Here is a 17684-nt window from a genome sequence, read left to right on the forward strand (position 1 = left end):
GAGCACCGCATTGACCGACCAGCCGCCGCCGGCCGAGTACCGCATCGAGGACCTGGCCCACATCAGCGGCACCTCGGTCCGCACGATCCGCGCCTACCAGGACCGCGGCCTCCTCCCCAAGCCGGAGCGCCGCGGCCGGGCCAACGTCTACGGTGACGAGCACCTGGAACGGCTGCGCCGCACCGCCGACCTGCTCGACCGCGGCTACACCCTCGCCAGCATCAAGGAACTCCTCGAAGCCTGGGACACCGGCCGCGGCCTCGGCGGCGTACTGGGCCTGGTCGCCGAGATAGACGGTCCCTGGAGCGACGAGGAAGCGGCTCGCATCACGCGCGCCGAGCTGGACGCCGCGTTCGGCGGCACGCCGGACGAAGAGGCCCTGGCGGACGCCGTCGAACTGGGCGTCCTGGAACGCCTCCCCGGCAGCGACGACGCCTTCCGCGTCCCCAGCCCCCAGGAGCTGGCCGTCGCGGCCGAGCTGCACTCCGCGGGCGTCCCGCTCACCGCCATCTCGGGCCACCTGCGCGAACTGCGCGGCCAGGTCGAGCACATCGCCGCCCGCTTCCTCGACTTCACCACCGAGTACGTCTTCCACCCCTACCTGGACCACCAGCCCACCGACGCCGAAGCCACCGAGGCCGCCGACCTGGTACGCCGCCTCCGCCCCCTGGCCCAGCAAACAGTCGACGCAGAACTGGCCCGCGCCATGCGGTCTCTGGCCACCCGGTACATCCATCACCATCTTGGTGATTTGGGTGATCGGGCAGGGCCGGGGTCAGGGGCAGGGTCAGGTTCCGGTACGGCTGCGGCCGGTTCCGGTACGGGTACGGCCGCGACCGGGTCGGGTACGGGTACGGCCGCGACCGGGTCGGGTACGGGTACGGCTGCGACCGGGTCGGGTGTTACGGCCACCGGTGGCGATGCCGCCCTCGGTGCAGGTGTCGATGCCGAGGGAGGTACCGAGAGTCGTGCCGAGCTAGGCGCCGCCGCCCCCGGTCTCCGCACCGGCACGCATATGGACCCCGAGCCCATCATGATCGCGCTTCCCGCCGACACCATCCGAGCCGTACGTCACCTGGTCGGCCGGGAGAACGCGGCGGCCTTCATCGCCGCTGCCGCCCAACGCGAGGTCCACGCCCGGACCATGGACGAGCTAGCCGCCCGCCGTACGCCACCCAGCTGACCGTACGGCCCCGGCCTGCCCCGCGGGGACGAGCCGCCTCAGCGGGGCCAGAGCGAGGAGGAACAGCAAGGCGGCCACCGGCAGCAGGTCGAGTGTGGCGGTCATGGCCACCGTGCCCGCCACGACGACCACGGGCCGCCAGGCGCTGATCACCCGCAGGACGGCCAACTGGCCGAGGAGCAGCAGCAGACCGACGTAGAACAGCACCGGGACCACCCTGTAGACGACAGGCAGCACCCCGGGCACGCTCTGAATCCTGGCGAACAGCTCGCTCATGGTCTCGTGATCCGCCGAGACGTACGCGACGAGCAGGTCGATACCCGCCTGCACCGCCACGGCCGCCACCCCGACCAGCCCCAACGCCGCCAACCCGGTGCCCACCGCCCGCTGCGTCCCGCCCTGCCGCGCCACCACACGCCGCAGCCCCAGCAGCACGGGCACGAAGAGCAGGACGCCCGCCAGCAGGAACAGATGCCCGATCGACCAGGCCGGCCCCGGGCCCCGTTCCGTGTCCATCAGCCGGACCAGCCCGTACGCCGCCATGCACCCCGGCCCGGCGACGAACGCCGACCGCCCCCACGTCGTAGTTGTCATGCACCGAGCTTCGGGGAACGGCGGCCCCCTCAACCTCCGGGAACTCCCGGACACGCCCCTGAGCTACCCCCGATGCTCCCCCGGCCCCTGGCCGACGCTCCCCACAGCCCCCGGCCATCACCCGGCCGGTAGCCATCGCCTGACCGGTGACCATCGCCCAGCCGGTGACCACCGTTCGGCCGGTGACCACCGACTCAGCCGGTGGCTCAGTCGAGCTTCATGTCGCCGAAGATCACCGTGCTGTTCCAGTTCCCCCCTCCCCAGTTGTGCGTGGCGGTGGACGGTGCGGAGATCTTTCGATCGACGCGCTGCCGGACGCCGTGCTGCCGGTCACCGTGCTGCCGGACGCCGTGCTTCCAGTCATCGGGGGCCCCGACCCCCCGGCCGTGCCGCCCGGAAGGGACGAGGTGCCCCACCGCGACCGGGCGGCCAAGATCCACCACATGGCCGGCCTTGCCCACCCTGCCGCCCTGGCTGTCGGCGGTGGCCGTACCGGCGGTGAGCAGGCCTACCGTGGCGGCCATGGCGAGCGCCCCGACTGCGGCACCGGTGCCTCTACGCATACGACTTCTCCCCTCGTCAGGAGCCGTCCGGAGTGGACACCCTCATCCGATACCGGCGCGCCCCCGGCCGCCATTCGGTCGCGTGCACTCGGGGGACCGGGGGCGGGCCGACGCATCCGCTACCGGCCGGGCCCCTGGGTCGGGTCCGGGTCCGGGTCCGGGAGCCAGTTCCCGTGGAAGCCGTGGGGTACCCGACGGGGCAGATGGACCGTGGCCACCGGGTCCTTGGATATGTCCTCCGCGTCGAGGATGACCAGATCGCTGGTGTCCGTGGCGGCGTCGTAGACGTAGGTGAGCAGCCACCCCGGCCCGTCGGGCCGGTCGTCCGCCGGGGCGAAGGACGCCTCGTCCGGTTGGCGGCCGGGACCGAAGTCGTGCCGGGTACTGGTGCCGGCGTGCAGGTCGTAGCGGATCAGCGCGCCCGGCAACGGGCCGGAACCCGGGCCCCCGGACCGCGTGATGTGCCCGAACCGGGCGTCCAGCCCCGCCATCCGGTCGTCGATGCGCGGGAACTCGCCCGACTGGTCGTCCAACTGCTCCTCGGTGACCTTGCCGGAGGCCAGATCAATGGTCCACCGCCAGAGGGTGGGCAGCGATGTGAACTCGAACGTCGGATAGCGGGACACGTGGAGCACGATGCGTCCCTGACTGTCGTCGAACGCGTTGAGCGAGTGGAACACGTAGCAGGGGTCGATGGAGAACCAGCGGACCTGGCCGTACGGGTCGTCGCGCCGCAGGACACCGAGCCGGGCACCGTACTCCGGGTTCCACACGAACGGCATGCCGGGCGACCGGTGGTCGAAGACCATCGGGAGGTCCATGAAGACGACATGCTCCGCCGTCAGGTGGAAGTCGTGCATCATCGTCGGCGCCGGCACCTCGATGGGGCGGCTCACCGCCAAGGACCCGTCGGCATCGGCCCGGTGGTAGGTCAGGTAGGGCGCGGACCTGGTGGCGTAGCCGAAGAAGTGCAGTTCGCCCGTGGTCGGGCAGGTCTTCGGGTGTGCGGTCATGGCGGTGGTCAGCCGGCCGCCGAAGTCGTACGGGCCGACGGTCTCCAGCTCATGCCCCGGGCGGCAGTCGATCTCGTACGGGAAGGACGATTCGACCAGGGCGAAGGTGCGGCCGGCGTGCCGGACCACGTGGGTGTTGGCAACCCCGGCGGCCAGTCCGTGATCTCCTCGGTCGTCACCGACCCGTATGCCGTCGGTGAAGGTCACCGTGCGGACCCAGCGGTTGCGGTACGAGACGGCCTTGCCGCCTTCGAGGCGGACGCCGTGGACCATGCCGTCGCCGAAGAACCAGTGCGCCGACGCGGCGTCCCGAGGGTTGGGGCCGTTGCGCAGGTACCAGCCCGTCAGCTCGGGCGGTACCGCGCCGGTGACGGGCAGCTCGTACGCGGTGAGTTCCTCCATCACCGGGGCGAAGTTGCCCGCGAGGTGTGGGGGCGGAGCGGAAGCGGTGCCGACTGCCCGAGCGGCGGAGCCGGGGGTGTTCGTCGTCATGCGGAACGAGCCTCCTGAGCGTAGGAGCGTTCGCCGGCCTTCTCCAGGAAACGCGCCCGTGCGCGCTTCGGGTAGGTCGCGGTGAATCGCAGTGGGATGACGAAGGCACTTACGTGAACGGCGATCAGGGCGGCTGGGCCCAGCCCGAGGGCCGTGACCAGGACCTGACCCGCCGCGGCGAGCGTGAAGGACGCCGCCCATGCCGCGCTGAGCACATGGTTGATCCGCAGGAAGAGCGGGGACTGCCAGACCTCGGGCGGCGCGTGGTGCCGGGCCATGGCGAGGGTGAAGGGACGGCGGACGGCTATGGAGCCCCAGGTGATCAGCGCCAGCCAGCCCGACGACAGAGCGCCGTCGTAAGCCCGCAGCCCGCTGTCCGGGTGGAGGAACGCGAGCGCGGTGACGCCCGCGAAGAACACGAGAGTGCCGTACTCAAGGACTCGCAGCGAGAGGGACAGGCCCCCGGCGCGGTCCATGTAGAGCAGTACGGCACCGAGCAGCAGGGCGGCCAGCGCGGCCCACTGCCACGACGCCCAGGCCACGGCTCCGTAAGCGATCCACGGGATGAATCCCCGCAAGTAGGTCATGAAACTCGACTCCCCCGACCGTCCAGCGACATTCCAACTTCGACATGTCGAAGGTAGAAGGTCCGGCGTTGACGTGTCAAGAGTGGAAGGTAAAGTGGCGGTTATGAGCCTCCGCCATGCCGTGCTGGGCCTGCTGGCCGAAGCCCCTGCCAGCGGCTACGACTTGATGAAGACGTTCGACGTGTCGCTCGCGCACGTCTGGCCGGCCACCCAGAGCCAGGTCTACGGGGAGCTGAACAAGCTCACCGACGCGCAGCTCATCGAAGTGGTGGCCCACGGCCCGCGCGGCCGCAAGGAGTACGCCATCACCAAGGACGGCCGGGCCGAGCTGCACCGTTGGCTCATCGAGGTGGAACCGACCGGCCCGCAGCGCCACGACGGCCTGCTGCGCGTCTTCTTCCTCGGCGTACTCACGCCTCTGGAGGCCCGTACGTTCCTCTTGCAACAGGCCGAGCGGGCCGCCCGCGCGCACGGCATCTACCAGGAGGTCGCCGACAGCAGCGACTGGGACGAGGAAATGGTCGCGGTGTACGGGCGCATCGCCCTGGAATTCGGCCTGCGACAGACCGCCATGGTCGAAGGCTGGGCCAAGTGGGCCGCCGAAGAGATCAACTCGGACCGGGCACGCCGCGCCCGGGAAGCGGTCCAGGAGCAGGAAGAGAAAACCGAGGAGCGGAAACGGGAGAGGCAGGAGCGGGAGCCGGTCGGGGAGGGCGGCAGGGAGAGAAGCAGGGAGAAGAGCAGGGAGGGGAGTTGAGCGGCGGGCCTTCAGGCGGCCCCCGGCCTGGGCGGGCCTCGACACTGCTCCGGTCCTGGCGGGCCTCGATGTTGCCTGAATCCGGCTCGCTTGAGCCCCGTTCAGCCCTCCGGCTCACGTGAGCCCCGTTCAGCCCTCCGGCTTGCGTAAGCCCTGTTCAGCCCTCCGACACGCGTGAGCCCCGTTCAGTCCTCCGGCTCGCGTGAGTCCCGTTCAGTCCTCCGGCTCGCGTGAGTCCCGTTCAGCCTCCGAACCTCAGTCCCCGCAGCCCCCGTCGAACGCCCCGTACAAGAAGAGCTCCACCAACTCCCGCGCTCCGCCGCCCTCTTCTCCCTCGGGCGGCGCCGTCGCCTGCCCGAGCGCGAGGAAAACCCTGGCCAGCGCCTCCGGTGCCATCCGCAGTCGGCCCCGTTCGGGCTCGAACAGGGCGGTGATCGCGGCCAGTGGAGCCGCCATCGCCTCCTCCCGGCTCCCGGGCGCCGACGTCGGCGACGCGCCCGCACCCGCACCCGCACCCGCACCCGCACCCGCACCCGTACGTGCACCCGTATCCGCGCCCGAGCCCCCGCCCCCCGGCACCTCCCGCCCCCGCAGTCGCCCCGTCGCATGCAGCGCGCCGATCACCGCCCCGATACGCGACAGGTGCCCCCGCATCGCGTCCAGCGCCTCGGTCAGCCGGTCGGCGAGCGGCTGGTCCAGAGAGATGGCTGCCAGTGATGTGAGCAGGGCATCAGGGCGAAGGGCCTCGGCCACACAGGCCGCCAGCAGCGCGTCCTTGTCCGCGAAGACGCGGAAGATCGTCGCCTCGCCGATGCCCGCGGCACGCGCCACCTTCGCGGTGGTCACGGCCGCCCCGTACTCGGCCACCAGGGGCAGCGCGGCCGTGACGATCATCGCCCGGCGCTCGTCGACGCTCATCCCCGGCGCGCGGCGGCGCCGCCCCGGCGCGCCCGTCGCCCCCACTGCCTCAGCCATGCCGCCAAGTTACGCGAGCCGGCCGCCCGCGCCGGAACCGGCCGTCACCGGCCCGTTCACAGCCCCGGCGCGCCCCAGACCGGGAACCACCGGCTCAGATCCGCCTCGATCTGCAGGTCGTCGGCAAGCAGCGCACGCATCTCCAGTTCCAGAGCACTGTCGCGCTTCTCGGTGGACGCGCTTCCTCGACCGGTTTGCGGGGCAAAGGGGTAGAACGTACCGCGCTTGTAGAGGTAGACCAGCGCCAGCGAGCGTTCCCGGTCGTCCCGGAACCCCATCAGGGAACACAGCAGTTGCGGGCCGAAACCCGCGCCCTCCAGGGAGCTGTTGACCGCGTGCAGGTCATTGACCAGGGCCGCGGTGTCGTCGGCGGCGTGCCGCGCGAGCATCCACGTATAGCCGTACTCGTCCTGGCTGAACTCGGCCGGACTGCCCAACAGGCCACGTACCTCCTCCTGGATGCCGCGGAACGCGCCGCCCTCGGCGCTCGCGAAACACACCGAGCCGAGGCCGGTCGGCCGGAACCCGGCCGCGGCCTGGAGGGTGACGGCCGCGGAGGGGAGCGCGAAGAGCCGGTCGAGGTCGGGGCGTACCGGCTTGCTGCGTCCGAGGATGGCGTCCAGGAAACCCATGCGGTGCTCTCTCCTTGATCGGTCGGGTCACGGCCGCCCCAGCTGCGCCGAGATCCGGCCCAGCTGTTCCAGCCGCTGCTCCAGCGTGGGGTGCGAGGACAGCAGCCGCCCGAAGCTCTCCTTCGAGAACGCCGGCACGAAGAAGAACGCGTTGAACGGTTCGGCCTTGCGCAGGTCCCGCGTCGGGATCCGCGCCATCTGCCCGGTCACCTTGGTCAGCGCGGCGGCCAGCGCGGACGGCCGCCCCGTCAGGAGCGCGGCGGCCCGGTCGGCGGACAGCTCGCGGTAGCGCGACAGCAGCCGGGTCAGCAGGAAGCTGACGGCGTAGACGACGGCGCTGACCAGCGTGACGATCAGTACGGCGATCGCCGCGTTGTTGTCGCGGTTGTTGCGGCCGACACCGCTCCACAGGGCCGCCCGCGTGATGATCCCGGCCAGTACGCCCAGGAACGACGCGATCGTCATGACCGCGACATCGCGGTGGGCGACATGTGACAGCTCGTGCGCGAGGACGCCTTCCAGCTCCTCCGGCTCCAGGCGCCGCAGCAGGCCGGTCGTCGCGCACACCATCGCGTTCTTCTGGTTGCGGCCGGTCGCGAAGGCGTTCGGTACGTCCGATTCGGCGACCGCGACGCGCGGCTTGGGCATGTCGGCCAGCGCACACAGCCGGTCGACGGCGCCGTGCAGCTCGGGCGCTTGTTCAGGGGTGACCTCGCGGGCCCCCATGCTGAAGGCCGCGATCCGGTCGCTGAACCAGAACTGCGCGATGAACAGGGCGCCCGAGATGAGCAGCACCACCACCCACGCGCCCTTGAGGAGCACCACCAGCACGCCCACCACGACCACGTACAGCAGGCCGATGAAGAACATCGTCGTGACCATGCGCGAGGTCAGGCCGCGGTCGGGGGCGAATCGGGTTCGTGCCATGCCTCTCAGTCCTCCAAACCGCAGAGTCCGTAGAGCTCACCCGAGGACCACGCGGGTGCCTCTGACCCGATTCTCCCTCTTGCCGGGCCTTTACGGCGTAAAGCGGAGGCCATGGATTGCGGCGGGGTGGCGGACGGGCCGGGCCGGTAGGTCGGGGGCGCCGGAGCCGACGGACGGAGGCCGCTGGGGCGGGGGGCGGCCACCTCTACCGGGCCACCCGGCGCCAGGCAGGGCCTCGCCCGGTGCCACTCGCCCCCGTGGCGCCCCGCAGCACCCCGCCCAGCGCCACTCGCTCCCGCGGCGCCCCGCAGCGCCCCGCCCGACGCCTTTCCAGCTACAGCCCGGCTACCACCCGAGTTGCCCCAGCCCCTCCGTGGCGATCCGCTCGAACACCGTGAGATCGGCCTCGAAGACCGAGTCGGCGATCGGCCAGTGCAGTACGAGCTCGTCGATGCCCGCCTCGGCGTGTGCACCCGCGAAGTCCACGAAGGCGTCCAGCGAAGCGAGCGGACGGTCCGGCGAGAAGCCGGTGAGCATGATCTTCGTCAGCTCCCCGGCGTCCCGACCGGCCTCGGCGCAGGCCTTCTCCAAGCGGCTGACCTGCCCGCGTACCGCCTCCAGCGACTCGGCCGCGCTGCCGGTCGCGGACACCTTCGGATCGCCGGTCGTCACCCACGCCTGTCCGTGGCCGGCCGCCAGTTTCATCCCGCGCGGCCCGGTCGCCGCGATCGCGAACGGCAACCTGGGCCGCTGCACACAGCCGGGGATGTTGCGCACCTCGTGGGCGCGGTAGTGCTCGCCCTCGTAGGAGACCACGTCGTTCGTGAGCAGCCGGTCCAGCAGCGGCACGAACTCGGCGAAGTGGTCTGCACGTTCCCGGGGCGTCCACGGCTCCCGGCCGAACGCCGTGGCGTCGAAGCCGGAGCCGCCGGCGCCGACGCCCAGGGTGATCCGCCCGTCGCTGATGTCGTCCAGCGAGATCAGTTCCTTGGCGAGGGTCACGGGGTGCCGGAAGTTCGGGGAAGTCACCAGCGTGCCCAGGCGCATACGGGACGTAGCGGCGGCAGCCGCGGTCAGCGTCGGCACCGCGCCGAACCACGGGCCGTCGCGAAAGCTCCGCCAGGACAGGTGGTCATAGGTGTACGCGGTGTGGAAGCCCAACTCCTCGGCGCGCTGCCACACCTCCCGCCCACCCTCGGACCAGCGGCGGACGGGAAGGATCACGGTGCTCAGTCGCATACGTACGAGCCTACGGCCGTACGTGAGAGCCCCCGTGAGCCCTGTGGTGCTCCAACGCGCGGGGGGCGCACGCCGTAGTCACGTACACGGCCCTGAACGTACATTCGATCCGGTGCGGCACCCGTTCACCCCGACCGCCGTCGCCGTACGGTGCCACGCCCCCGGCGTCCGGACAGCCCTCCGCCCACGTCCGGACGCCCGACCGCCCGCGCGCGGACACCCCGCCGTCCGCGCCCGGACATCCCACCGTCCACGCCCGAACGGTCCGGCACCCGAGCGCAGACGGCCCCTGCCCCTGGACAGGCCGTTCTTCCCCGTAAAGCTCATGCGCGCAACCCGCCGCACGCCTGTGCGCACATATGCGCGAAGATGGACTCCGTGACTGATGCCTCCGCCGAGCCGCCGCAGGCTCCCCGGTCCGCCGAAAAAACGATCCGGCTGATCGCCACGGATCTCGACGGCACCCTGTTGCGTGACGACAAGACGGTCTCCGGCCGGACGATCGCCGCGCTGGCCGCCGCCGAGCAGGCAGGCATCGAGGTCTTCTTCGTGACCGGGCGCCCGGCCCGCTGGATGGACGTGGTCAGCGATCACGTCCACGGGCACGGGCTGGCCATCTGCGCGAACGGCGCCGCCGTCGTCGACCTCCACCACGGCCGCCGCATCGTGGAGATCAGCCCGCTGGAGCGGCCCGCGGCACTCGCGGTGGTGCACGCGCTGCGTGCCGCCGCTCCCGGTACGTCGTTCGCGGTCGAGCGGACCGGCGGGATCAACTACGAGCCGGAATACCCGCCCTTCCAGCTCGACCCGACCGCCGTCATCGCGCCCGTGGAAAAGCTCCTCGCCGAACTGACCCCGGAGGACGCGCGCTCGCCGCTGAAACCGGAGGGCACCGAGGGGCCGCCGGTCCCCGAGGACATCGGTGCCGACCAGCCCGTACTGAAGCTCCTCGCCCACCACCCCGACCTGGACCCGGACGCCTTCCTGGACCTGGCCCGCGCGCGGGCGGGCGCGCACGCCTCCTTCACCCGGTCCAGTCCGACCGCGCTCCTGGAGATCAGCGGGCTGGGCGTGAGCAAGGCCGGCACCCTGGCGCGCTGCTGCGCCCAGCGCGGCATCGGCCCGGACCAGGTCGTCGCCTTCGGGGACATGCCCAACGACCTGGAAATGCTGGCCTGGGCAGGCACCTCGTACGCCATGGCCAACGCCCACCCCGACGTGCTCGCCGCGACCGGTCTGCACACCCACGGGAACAACGAGGACGGCGTGGCGGCCGTCATCGAACGCATCCTGGAAGGCCGCTGAGGGCCCTCGCGGCAGCGGCCGGCGGCCCGCGGCCCGCCCGGAGCAGCGTGCGCCGTACGGAAGGCCGACAGCATACGGACGACGGCCCCCCGACCGTACGCACGACGGCCCTCCGACCAAGGGACGGCGCCGCTCCGACCGAGGCACGACAGCCCCCAGCCGCACAGACGCCCGCCCCACCCCACTCCCCCCTCCCGTCACACCCGCACCCCACGCCGCCTCAGCCAAGGCACCGGATCGACCCCCGACCCCACCTGCGGCGTACGGCGCACCTCGAAGTGCAGGTGCGGCCCGGTGGAGTTGCCGGTCGAGCCTGAGAGCGCGACCTGCTGGCCCGCCCGTACCCGCTGACCGGCGCGTACCACCACGGCCGACAGGTGCGCGTACTGCGTGAACGTTCCTGCACCGTGCTGTACGACCATGCTGATCCCGAAGTTGTCGCCGCAGGTCAGACTGACGACACGGCCCTGGCCCGCGGACCGTACGGGCGTGCCGACCGGCACCGCGAAGTCCTGCCCCGTATGGCGGTGCGCCCAGCGGCTGCCCGAGCCGCCGAAACCCGCCGACAGCCGGTAGCGCTCCACCGGCCGGATCCATCCCCCACCCGGCGCCGGTGGCGCCTCCGTAGCGGAACGTTTCGCCACCGCGGTCACCGTGCCGGGCAGCCTGCCGCACCGGCCGCTCCGGGCCGACTGCCGGGACACCTTGTGCAGCAGCCCGCGGGCCGCTCCCAGGCGGCGGCCGACGCGTCGGCGCTCCGTGTCGAGCCTGGCCCGGCGGGTGTCGAGCTCCGCGGTGCGGACGTACGCGGCCACGCTGTTCACCGCCAGGGACCGGCTCGCACGCAGCGCGTCCAGCGTGTGCGCGGCCAGCAGGCGCTGGCGGCCCGCGGCCTTGCGGTAGGCGCCCGGCACCGCATCCGGAACGCCGGAGGCCCGGGCGGGCCGCGGGATCGGGAGCCGACGGCCCGTGCGGTACTGCGCGACGGCGATCCGTCCCGCCAGCCGGCGCAGTTCGCCGGCCCTGCGCTGTTCCCGCCGCAGCTCCGTACGCAGCCGGGCGATCCGGGCGTGACCGGTCCGTGCCGCGTGCAGGACCGCCGCGTACGAGCGTCCGGCCCGCCCCGCGTCCCGGCCCAGCCGGATCACCTCCAGGCTCACCGCGGCCAGCCGGTCCGTGTCCCGGTCGTGCGCCGCTGGGAGGCGCAGGGGCGCGGAGAACGGCGCTATGTGCCCGACGGCGCCCGGTTCGGCAGCGGCCGTCACGGCGGCCGGTGCTCCGGCGGAAGCCGCCCCGGTGGCGGCCGGGGCCGTTCCTGCCGTCACCGACAGCGCCACCACCAGCGACAATGTCATCCGCGTAGTGCGCAGCACGGCTCTGTGGCGCCGGTGAGCCGGTCGTGCGGCCCGCTCGCCGGCACGCCGGCCGGGGGCCCGTCGCCCCCGGACCGCTCCGTGCAACCAATCCGGCATACCTGGACACATGCGCAGATGGTTGCCCGTATAACTCGGACCCTCACAGAAACGATTCGCCTGCACCCGTTCGCAGCGCTCCGAACGGAGCAGCACGACACCCGCGAAATGGCCGGAATCAACCGCTCAGGCAATCACGGCACATCACTCGAATACCGGCTGAACCATATGGACGCATCCGGCCGGGCCCCGCCGGGCATCGGACGTGCGGACGCCACCCACTCCACACCGGACCGCCCCACCTCAAAGGGGCGCCTCCCACGTCACCATCGTCCCGGACCCGTCCTCGCCCAGGCCCGGCCCGTACGTGCTGGAGCCGCCCAGTGACTCGGCCCGCTTCGCGAGGTTGCGCAGGCCGCTGCGCCGGCCGCCTTCCGGGATGCCCACGCCGTCGTCGGCGACCGTCAGCCGTACGCCGTCCCGGCCGTCCGGCAGCGCGACCGTCGAGTCGACGACGACCTCGATGCGCGAGGCGTCGGCGTGCCGGAAGGCGTTGGACAGCGCCTCCCGGAGCGCGGCGATCAGGTTCTTGCCGGTCAGCTCGCCGACGCGGGCGTCCACCGGGCCGACGAAGTTCGCGGACGGCTGGAAGCCGAGCGGTACGGCGGCCGTGCCGATCTCGCGCAGGACGCGGGTCCGCAGGCCGGACGGGGCCTCGGCCGGGCCCTGTTGCAGCGCGAAGATCGCGGTACGGATCTCCTGGATGGTGACGTCGAGTTCGTCGACGGCCTTGCCGATGCCCTCCTGCACCTCGGGCACGACCGCTCTGCGCTGCGCGCTCTCCAGCATCATCCCGGTCGCGAACAGCCGTTGGATGACCAGGTCGTGCAGGTCGCGGGCGATCCGGTCGCGGTCCTCGTAGACGGCCAGCCGTTCGCGGTCGCGCTGCGCGTCGGCCAGGACGAGCGCCAGGGCGGCCTGGGCGGCGAACTGGGTGGCCAGCGTCCGTTCGGCGGCACTGAAAGGGCGCGCGCCGCGGGCACGCGGTGTCGCGAGCGTGCCCAGCACCCGTCCGCCGCTCTTGAGCGGGAGCATCATGCTGGGCCCGAAGCGCGGCGCGACGTCCGTGACCATACGGGGATCGGTCGCCGAGTCCTCCACGAACACCGGCTCCCCGGCGAGCAGTTGCGCGGCCACCGGGCTCTCGGGCGGCATCTGGGTGCCGACGAGGCCAGCGGGATCGTCGGCCGACGCCGCGACGATCTCCAGCCCGCCGTCGTCCGTGGGCAGCAGGACGATTCCGGCCGCGGAATCCGCGAGCTTGCGGGCCTGTTCCGCGACGACCGCCAGCGCGTCGTCCACGTCACTGCCGGCCAGGAGCGCGGTGGTCACAGCCACCGAGCCGTCGATCCACCGCTCCCGCTGCCGGGTCGCCGCGTACATCCGCGCGTTGCCGATCGCGATGCCCGCCTCGGTGGCGAGCACCCGCACCATGTGCAGGTCACCCTCGCTGAACTCGCCGCCGCCGCGCTTCTCGGTCAGATAGAGGTTGCCGAAGATCTCTCCCTGGACGCGGATCGGCACCCCGAGGAACGTCCGCATCGGCGGGTGCCCCGGCGGGAAACCCGCGGACCGCACGTCCTGGGTCAGGTCGGCGAGCCGCAGCGCCTTCGGGTCGTGGATGAGCGCGCCGAGCAGGCCCTTGTGGCCGTCCGGCAGCGCGCCGATCCGCGCCCGGTCCGCGGCGCTGACCCCGTACGTCACGAAGTCCGACAGGCCCTCGCGCGACTCGTCGATGATGCCGATCGCGGCGTAGCGGGCGTCGGCCAGCTCGGCCGCGGTCTCCACGATCCGGTCGAGCGTGATGTGCAGGTCGAGGCCCGCGCCGACGGTACGCATCGCCTCCAGCAGCTGCGGTACGCGCGCGGTCAGCTCGGTCGACAGGCCCTGGAGGCTGCGGGTCGCCTCGGTGGCCGCTTCCATGGGGTCGGGGCCGGAGGCGCTCGCACCGCCGGAACCGGTACGCGCCTCGGTACCCATGGGGTCTGAGGGTCCTGCCGTGACTGCCATGGCACGAGCCTAAGGGGCGCTTTTCTGGAGAATGCCTTCAATACGGCAATTCGGACGCCGGACCGGTCCACCCCGGACCGCCCCGGGCTGCCACGTCACCCCGGTCCGGGCGTCCGCCGCAACCGTACGCAGCGGTCGCCCGCACCCGTCGTTCTTCAGCCGTTCATCGGACCGGTCCGCAGCGGCGGGGCGGCCGTTCACCGGACACCCACGCCCGAACGTGCGGGCGCCGGTTCACCGCGCCGCCCCCGCGCCCGCCAAGCGGCTCTCCGCCACGCTCCCCGACCGCGCGTCCACCGCCCGCTCGCGCTCCAGCATGCGCCGGAACGGGCCTTCGGCCTCCGCCAGCTCCGCGTACGTGCCGCGCTGGGCGGGCCGGCCCTCGTCCAGGACCAGTACCTCGTCGACCGCCGCCAGTCCCTCCAGCCGGTGTGTGATCAGCACGGTCGTCCGGCCCTCGGTCGCGGCCAGCAGATCCGCGGTCAGTGCGTCGGCCGTGGCCAGGTCGAGGTGTTCGGCGGGCTCGTCCAGCACCAGGACGGGGAAGTCGGCCAGCAGCGCGCGGGCCAGCGCGAGGCGCTGCCGCTGACCGCCGGAGAGCCGTGCGCCGTGCTCGCCGACCATCGTGTCCAGCCCGTCGGGCAGCGACCGCACCCAGCCGTCCAGCCGGGCCTGCGCGAGCGCGGCCCACAGCTCGGCCTCGTCCGCACCGGTACGGGCGAGCCGCAGATTCTCCCGTACGGAACTGTCGAAGATGTGGGCGTCCTGCGCGCACAGCCCGACCCGGCGCCGGACGGCGTCGCCATCCGCTGCCGCCGCGTCCACACCGTTGAGCGTGTACGTTCCCGACTCCCGGTCCAGGAAGCGCAGCAGCACCTGCGCGAGCGTCGTCTTCCCGGAACCGGACGGGCCGACGACGGCCAGGCGCCGCCCGGCGGTCAGGGTGAACCCGACCCCGTCCAGCGCGGGCTTCCGCTGACCGGGGTAGCGGGCGGTCAGGTCCGTCACGACCAGCGGGAACGGCGTCTGCGGTACGTCCACGGCGGTCGCGCCGGCCGGCTCGCCGACCGGCTCCTGGGCGTCCAGCACCTCGAAGACCCGCTCCGCCGCCCGGCGCGTGCGCTGCCGGTACTGCACGGCGAGCGGCAGCCCCGCGACCGCTTCGAACGCGGCGAGCGGGACGAGGACGACGACCGCCAGGCACACGCCCGGCAGCCGCCCGGAGTGGACGGCCTGGACGCCGACGACGGCCGCCGCGGCCACCGTCAGCCCGCACAGCAGCGCGGACAGCCCGGCCCCGGCCCCGGCCGCGGCCGCCGAGCGGGACGCGATCCGGGTCAGATCGCGGTCGGCCCGCTTGGTCCGGTCGATACGGGAACCGAGCGCGCCCGCCACCGTCAGTTCGGCCGCCCCGGTCAGCAGGTCGACGACGTGTGCGGAGAGCACACCCCGCGCGGGAGAGAGCTGCCGCTCGGCACGGCGGGCCAGTACGGCGGACAGCGCCGGCACTCCCACACCCGCCAGCAGCAGCCCGGCCGCGAGGACGGCACCCGCCTCGGGCAGCAGCCAGGCGGTGAACCCGACGGAACCCAGCCCGACCACCACGGCCGCCCCCACCGGCAGCAGCCACCGCAGGAAGTAGTCCTGCACCGCGTCGACGTCCGCCACCAGTCGCGACAGCAGATCGCCGCGGCTGCGCTCCCGCAGCCCGGCGGGCGCCAGCCGCTCCAGCCGTCGGAAGACGGCCACCCGTACGTCCGCGAGCATCCGGAACACGGCGTCGTGCGCCACCAGCCGCTCCGCGTACCGGAACACCGCCCGGCCGATGCCGAAGGCCCGGGTCGCGGTGACCGCCACCATCAGGTACAGCACCGGCGGGTGCTGCGCGGCGCGGGAGATCAGCCAGCCGGACGTGGCCATGAGGCCCACGGCGCTGCCCAGCGCCAGACTGCCCAGCAACAGCGCCAGCCCGAGCCGGCCCCAGCGGGCCCGCGCCAGGCCCCGGAGCCGCTTCAACGCCGAGCCCCTGACGCCGAGTACGGCGTCAGGCTCCTCGTCGGGCACAGTGCCTGGGCCATTGGTCGGTTCGGCGGCGGCAGCGGCGTTACGTACAGCGCCCAGACCGTCGACCGGTTCGGCGGCGACGTCGTTCCGTACGGCTTCCGCAGCGTCCGCCCGTACCGTCTCCGCGCGGCCGCTCCCGGCTTGCGCGACCGCTTCCGGCACGGCGGTGTCCTCCGCGGCCGCCGGAGGAGCCAGCCGCACCACGCGGTCCGCCACCGCCAGCAGCGCCGGGCGGTGGACGACCAGGAGCACCGTGCGCCCGGCCGCCAGGCGGCGTACCGCCTCGACGATGCCGGCCTCCGTCTCGCCGTCCAGGTTCGCGGTCGGCTCGTCGAGCAGCAGGACCGGCCGGTCGGCGAGGAACGCGCGGGCCAGGGCCAGCCGTTGGCGCTGGCCCGCCGACAGGCCGGAGCCGCCCTCACCGAGGACGGTCTCCGTCCCGTCGGGCAGCGCGGAGACGAAGTCCAGGGCCCCGGCGTCGCGGAGCGCGGCATGCACGGCGGCGTCGTCGGCGTCGGGGCGGGCCAGCCGCACATTCTCGGCAATGGTGCCCGCGAAGAGGTACGGGCGCTGGGCCACCCAGGCGATCCGGCGCCGCCAGTCCTCCGGGTCGAGGCCGGCCAAGTCCTTGCCGCCGACCCGTACCCGGCCGGCGGCAGGCTCCGCGAAGCCGAGCAGGACGTTGAGCAAGGTCGTCTTGCCCGCGCCGGAGGGGCCGACGAGGGCCACCGTCTCACCCGGCGCGACCTCGAACGAGGTCCGGGGCAGTGCGGGTTCGCTGCGGCCCGGGTGCCGTACGACAAGGCCCTCGACGGACAGCGCCGTACTGTCGGGCGCCGGCGCGTCCCCCGTCGTACGCAGCGGTGTCTCCAGCACCGCGAAGATCTCCTCAGCCGCCGCCAGGCCCTCCGCCGCGGCGTGGTACTGCGCCCCGACCTGCCGCAGCGGCAGGTACGCCTCGGGCGCCAGGATCAGCACCAGCAGGCCGGTGTAGAGGTCCAGGCTGCCGTGGACGAGCCGCATGCCGATGCCGACGGCGACGAGCGCCACCGAGATCGTGGCGAGCAGTTCCAGGGCGAAGGAGGACAGGAAGGCGATCCGCAGGGTGCGCAGCGTGGCGCGGCGGTACTCGCCGGTGATGGCACGGATGGAGGCCGCCTGGGCCTTGGCCCGGCCGAAGACCTTGAGCGTGGGCAGCCCGGCGACGACATCCAGGAAGTGCCCCGACAGCCGCGCCAGCAGCTGCCACTGGCGTTCCATACGCTTCTGCGTGGCCCAGCCGATGAGCACCATGAACAGCGGGATCAGCGGCAGCGTCACCACGATCGTCGCGGCCGAGATCCAGTCGCCGGTGACGATGCGCGCCAGCACCGCGACGGGTACGACGACCGCCAGGCCCAGCTGCGGCAGATAGCGCGCGAAGTAGTCGTCGAGGGCGTCGATGCCGCGGGTGGCGAGGGTGGTCAGCTCGCCGGAGCGCTGGGTGCTCAGCCACCCCGGGCCGAGGCCGGCGGCCGCTCGCGTCAGCAGCCGCGTCCGCAGTTCGGATTTGACCGCCGCGCTCGCCCGGTGCGCGGCCAGCTCCGTCAGCCAGGACACCAGGCCCCGGCCGACGGAGACCAGTGCGAGCAGCAGCACCGGTGTGCTCAGGTCGCCGAGTCCCCGACCTCGCTGGAAGGCGCCGACGACGATTTCGGCGATGAGCATGGCCTGGCCGATGACCAGGCCTGCGCCGGCCAGGCCGAGCAACACGACCGCGGCGAGGAAGAAACGGGTGGCACGGGCGTGGCGAAGCAGGCGCGGGTCGACCGGTTTCACGTGAAACAACCCTTCCCCGACGGAAGTTGATCAGTGGGGCCCCGGCCGGGGCC

The 17684-nt window shown here is 72.8% G+C and carries 14 protein-coding genes; 3 read left to right on the forward strand and 11 right to left on the reverse strand.

What is annotated here, in order from left to right; genetic code table 11:
- Positions 1 to 10 precede the first annotated feature (10 nt).
- Positions 11 to 1183 carry a MerR family transcriptional regulator gene (locus tag IH45_RS0111140; RefSeq protein ID WP_030665350.1) on the forward strand — a complete coding sequence of 391 codons (1173 nt, stop codon included), beginning with the start codon at positions 11 to 13 and terminating at the stop codon, positions 1181 to 1183.
- Here the strand turns inward: IH45_RS0111140 and IH45_RS0111145 are convergent.
- The 4 genes from IH45_RS0111145 to IH45_RS0111160 form a co-directional block, all read right to left on the reverse strand.
- Positions 1154 to 1777 carry a hypothetical protein gene (locus tag IH45_RS0111145; RefSeq protein WP_030665352.1) on the reverse strand — a complete coding sequence of 208 codons (624 nt, stop codon included), beginning with the start codon at positions 1775 to 1777 and terminating at the stop codon, positions 1154 to 1156. The genes IH45_RS0111140 and IH45_RS0111145 overlap by 30 nt on opposite strands.
- Before the next feature lie 206 nt (positions 1778 to 1983).
- A complete protein-coding gene (locus IH45_RS0111150; protein WP_158813008.1) occupies positions 1984 to 2340 on the reverse strand; it encodes a hypothetical protein in 357 nt (118 codons plus the stop codon).
- A 119-nt stretch (positions 2341 to 2459) separates the two neighbouring features.
- The gene (locus IH45_RS0111155; RefSeq protein ID WP_030665358.1) at positions 2460 to 3845 is read right to left on the reverse strand and encodes a carotenoid oxygenase family protein; all 1386 of its coding nucleotides are present in this window, start codon (positions 3843 to 3845) and stop codon (positions 2460 to 2462) included.
- The gene (locus IH45_RS0111160; protein ID WP_030665361.1) at positions 3842 to 4432 is read right to left on the reverse strand and encodes a hypothetical protein; all 591 of its coding nucleotides are present in this window, start codon (positions 4430 to 4432) and stop codon (positions 3842 to 3844) included. The genes IH45_RS0111155 and IH45_RS0111160 overlap by 4 nt, the downstream gene beginning before the upstream one ends.
- A 103-nt stretch (positions 4433 to 4535) precedes the next feature.
- Between IH45_RS0111160 and IH45_RS0111165 the strand changes: the two genes are divergently transcribed.
- Entirely contained in the window at positions 4536 to 5189 is a 654-nt protein-coding gene (locus tag IH45_RS0111165) for a PadR family transcriptional regulator (protein WP_234440500.1), read from the forward strand.
- 255 nt (positions 5190 to 5444) lie between these two features.
- Here IH45_RS0111165 and IH45_RS0111170 read toward each other — a convergent pair whose 3' ends face one another.
- The 4 genes from IH45_RS0111170 to IH45_RS0111185 form a co-directional block, all read right to left on the reverse strand.
- The gene (locus IH45_RS0111170; protein WP_032917197.1) at positions 5445 to 6164 is read right to left on the reverse strand and encodes a TetR/AcrR family transcriptional regulator; all 720 of its coding nucleotides are present in this window, start codon (positions 6162 to 6164) and stop codon (positions 5445 to 5447) included.
- Positions 6165 to 6220: 56 nt separating this feature from the next.
- Complete coding sequence (gene pspAB / locus IH45_RS0111175; protein ID WP_030665369.1) at positions 6221 to 6796, reverse strand: PspA-associated protein PspAB; 576 nt, start codon at positions 6794 to 6796, stop codon at positions 6221 to 6223.
- Positions 6797 to 6823: 27 nt separating this feature from the next.
- On the reverse strand, positions 6824 to 7723 hold the full coding sequence (gene htpX / locus IH45_RS0111180; RefSeq protein WP_030665372.1) for a zinc metalloprotease HtpX: 900 nt from the start codon (positions 7721 to 7723) through the stop codon (positions 6824 to 6826).
- Positions 7724 to 8068: 345 nt separating this feature from the next.
- Complete coding sequence (locus tag IH45_RS0111185; protein ID WP_030665375.1) at positions 8069 to 8962, reverse strand: LLM class flavin-dependent oxidoreductase; 894 nt, start codon at positions 8960 to 8962, stop codon at positions 8069 to 8071.
- A gap of 369 nt (positions 8963 to 9331) precedes the next feature.
- Between IH45_RS0111185 and IH45_RS0111190 the strand changes: the two genes are divergently transcribed.
- On the forward strand, positions 9332 to 10267 hold the full coding sequence (locus IH45_RS0111190; protein ID WP_030665379.1) for an HAD hydrolase family protein: 936 nt from the start codon (positions 9332 to 9334) through the stop codon (positions 10265 to 10267).
- A gap of 197 nt (positions 10268 to 10464) precedes the next feature.
- Here the strand turns inward: IH45_RS0111190 and IH45_RS0111195 are convergent, their stop codons facing one another.
- The 3 genes from IH45_RS0111195 to cydD form a co-directional block, all read right to left on the reverse strand.
- The gene (locus tag IH45_RS0111195; RefSeq protein ID WP_158813010.1) at positions 10465 to 11622 is read right to left on the reverse strand and encodes a M23 family metallopeptidase; all 1158 of its coding nucleotides are present in this window, start codon (positions 11620 to 11622) and stop codon (positions 10465 to 10467) included.
- A gap of 360 nt (positions 11623 to 11982) precedes the next feature.
- On the reverse strand, positions 11983 to 13719 hold the full coding sequence (locus IH45_RS0111200) for a sensor histidine kinase (RefSeq protein ID WP_394298668.1): 1737 nt from the start codon (positions 13717 to 13719) through the stop codon (positions 11983 to 11985).
- Positions 13720 to 13983: 264 nt separating this feature from the next.
- Positions 13984 to 17631 (reverse strand): thiol reductant ABC exporter subunit CydD, encoded by a 3648-nt coding sequence (gene cydD, locus IH45_RS0111205; protein WP_030665387.1) that lies wholly within the window; start codon positions 17629 to 17631, stop codon positions 13984 to 13986.
- Positions 17632 to 17684: the final 53 nt, after the last annotated feature.

Origin of the sequence: Streptomyces rimosus subsp. rimosus (assembly GCF_000720725.1) — a bacterium.
GTDB classification, from domain to species: domain Bacteria; phylum Actinomycetota; class Actinomycetes; order Streptomycetales; family Streptomycetaceae; genus Streptomyces; species Streptomyces rimosus_A.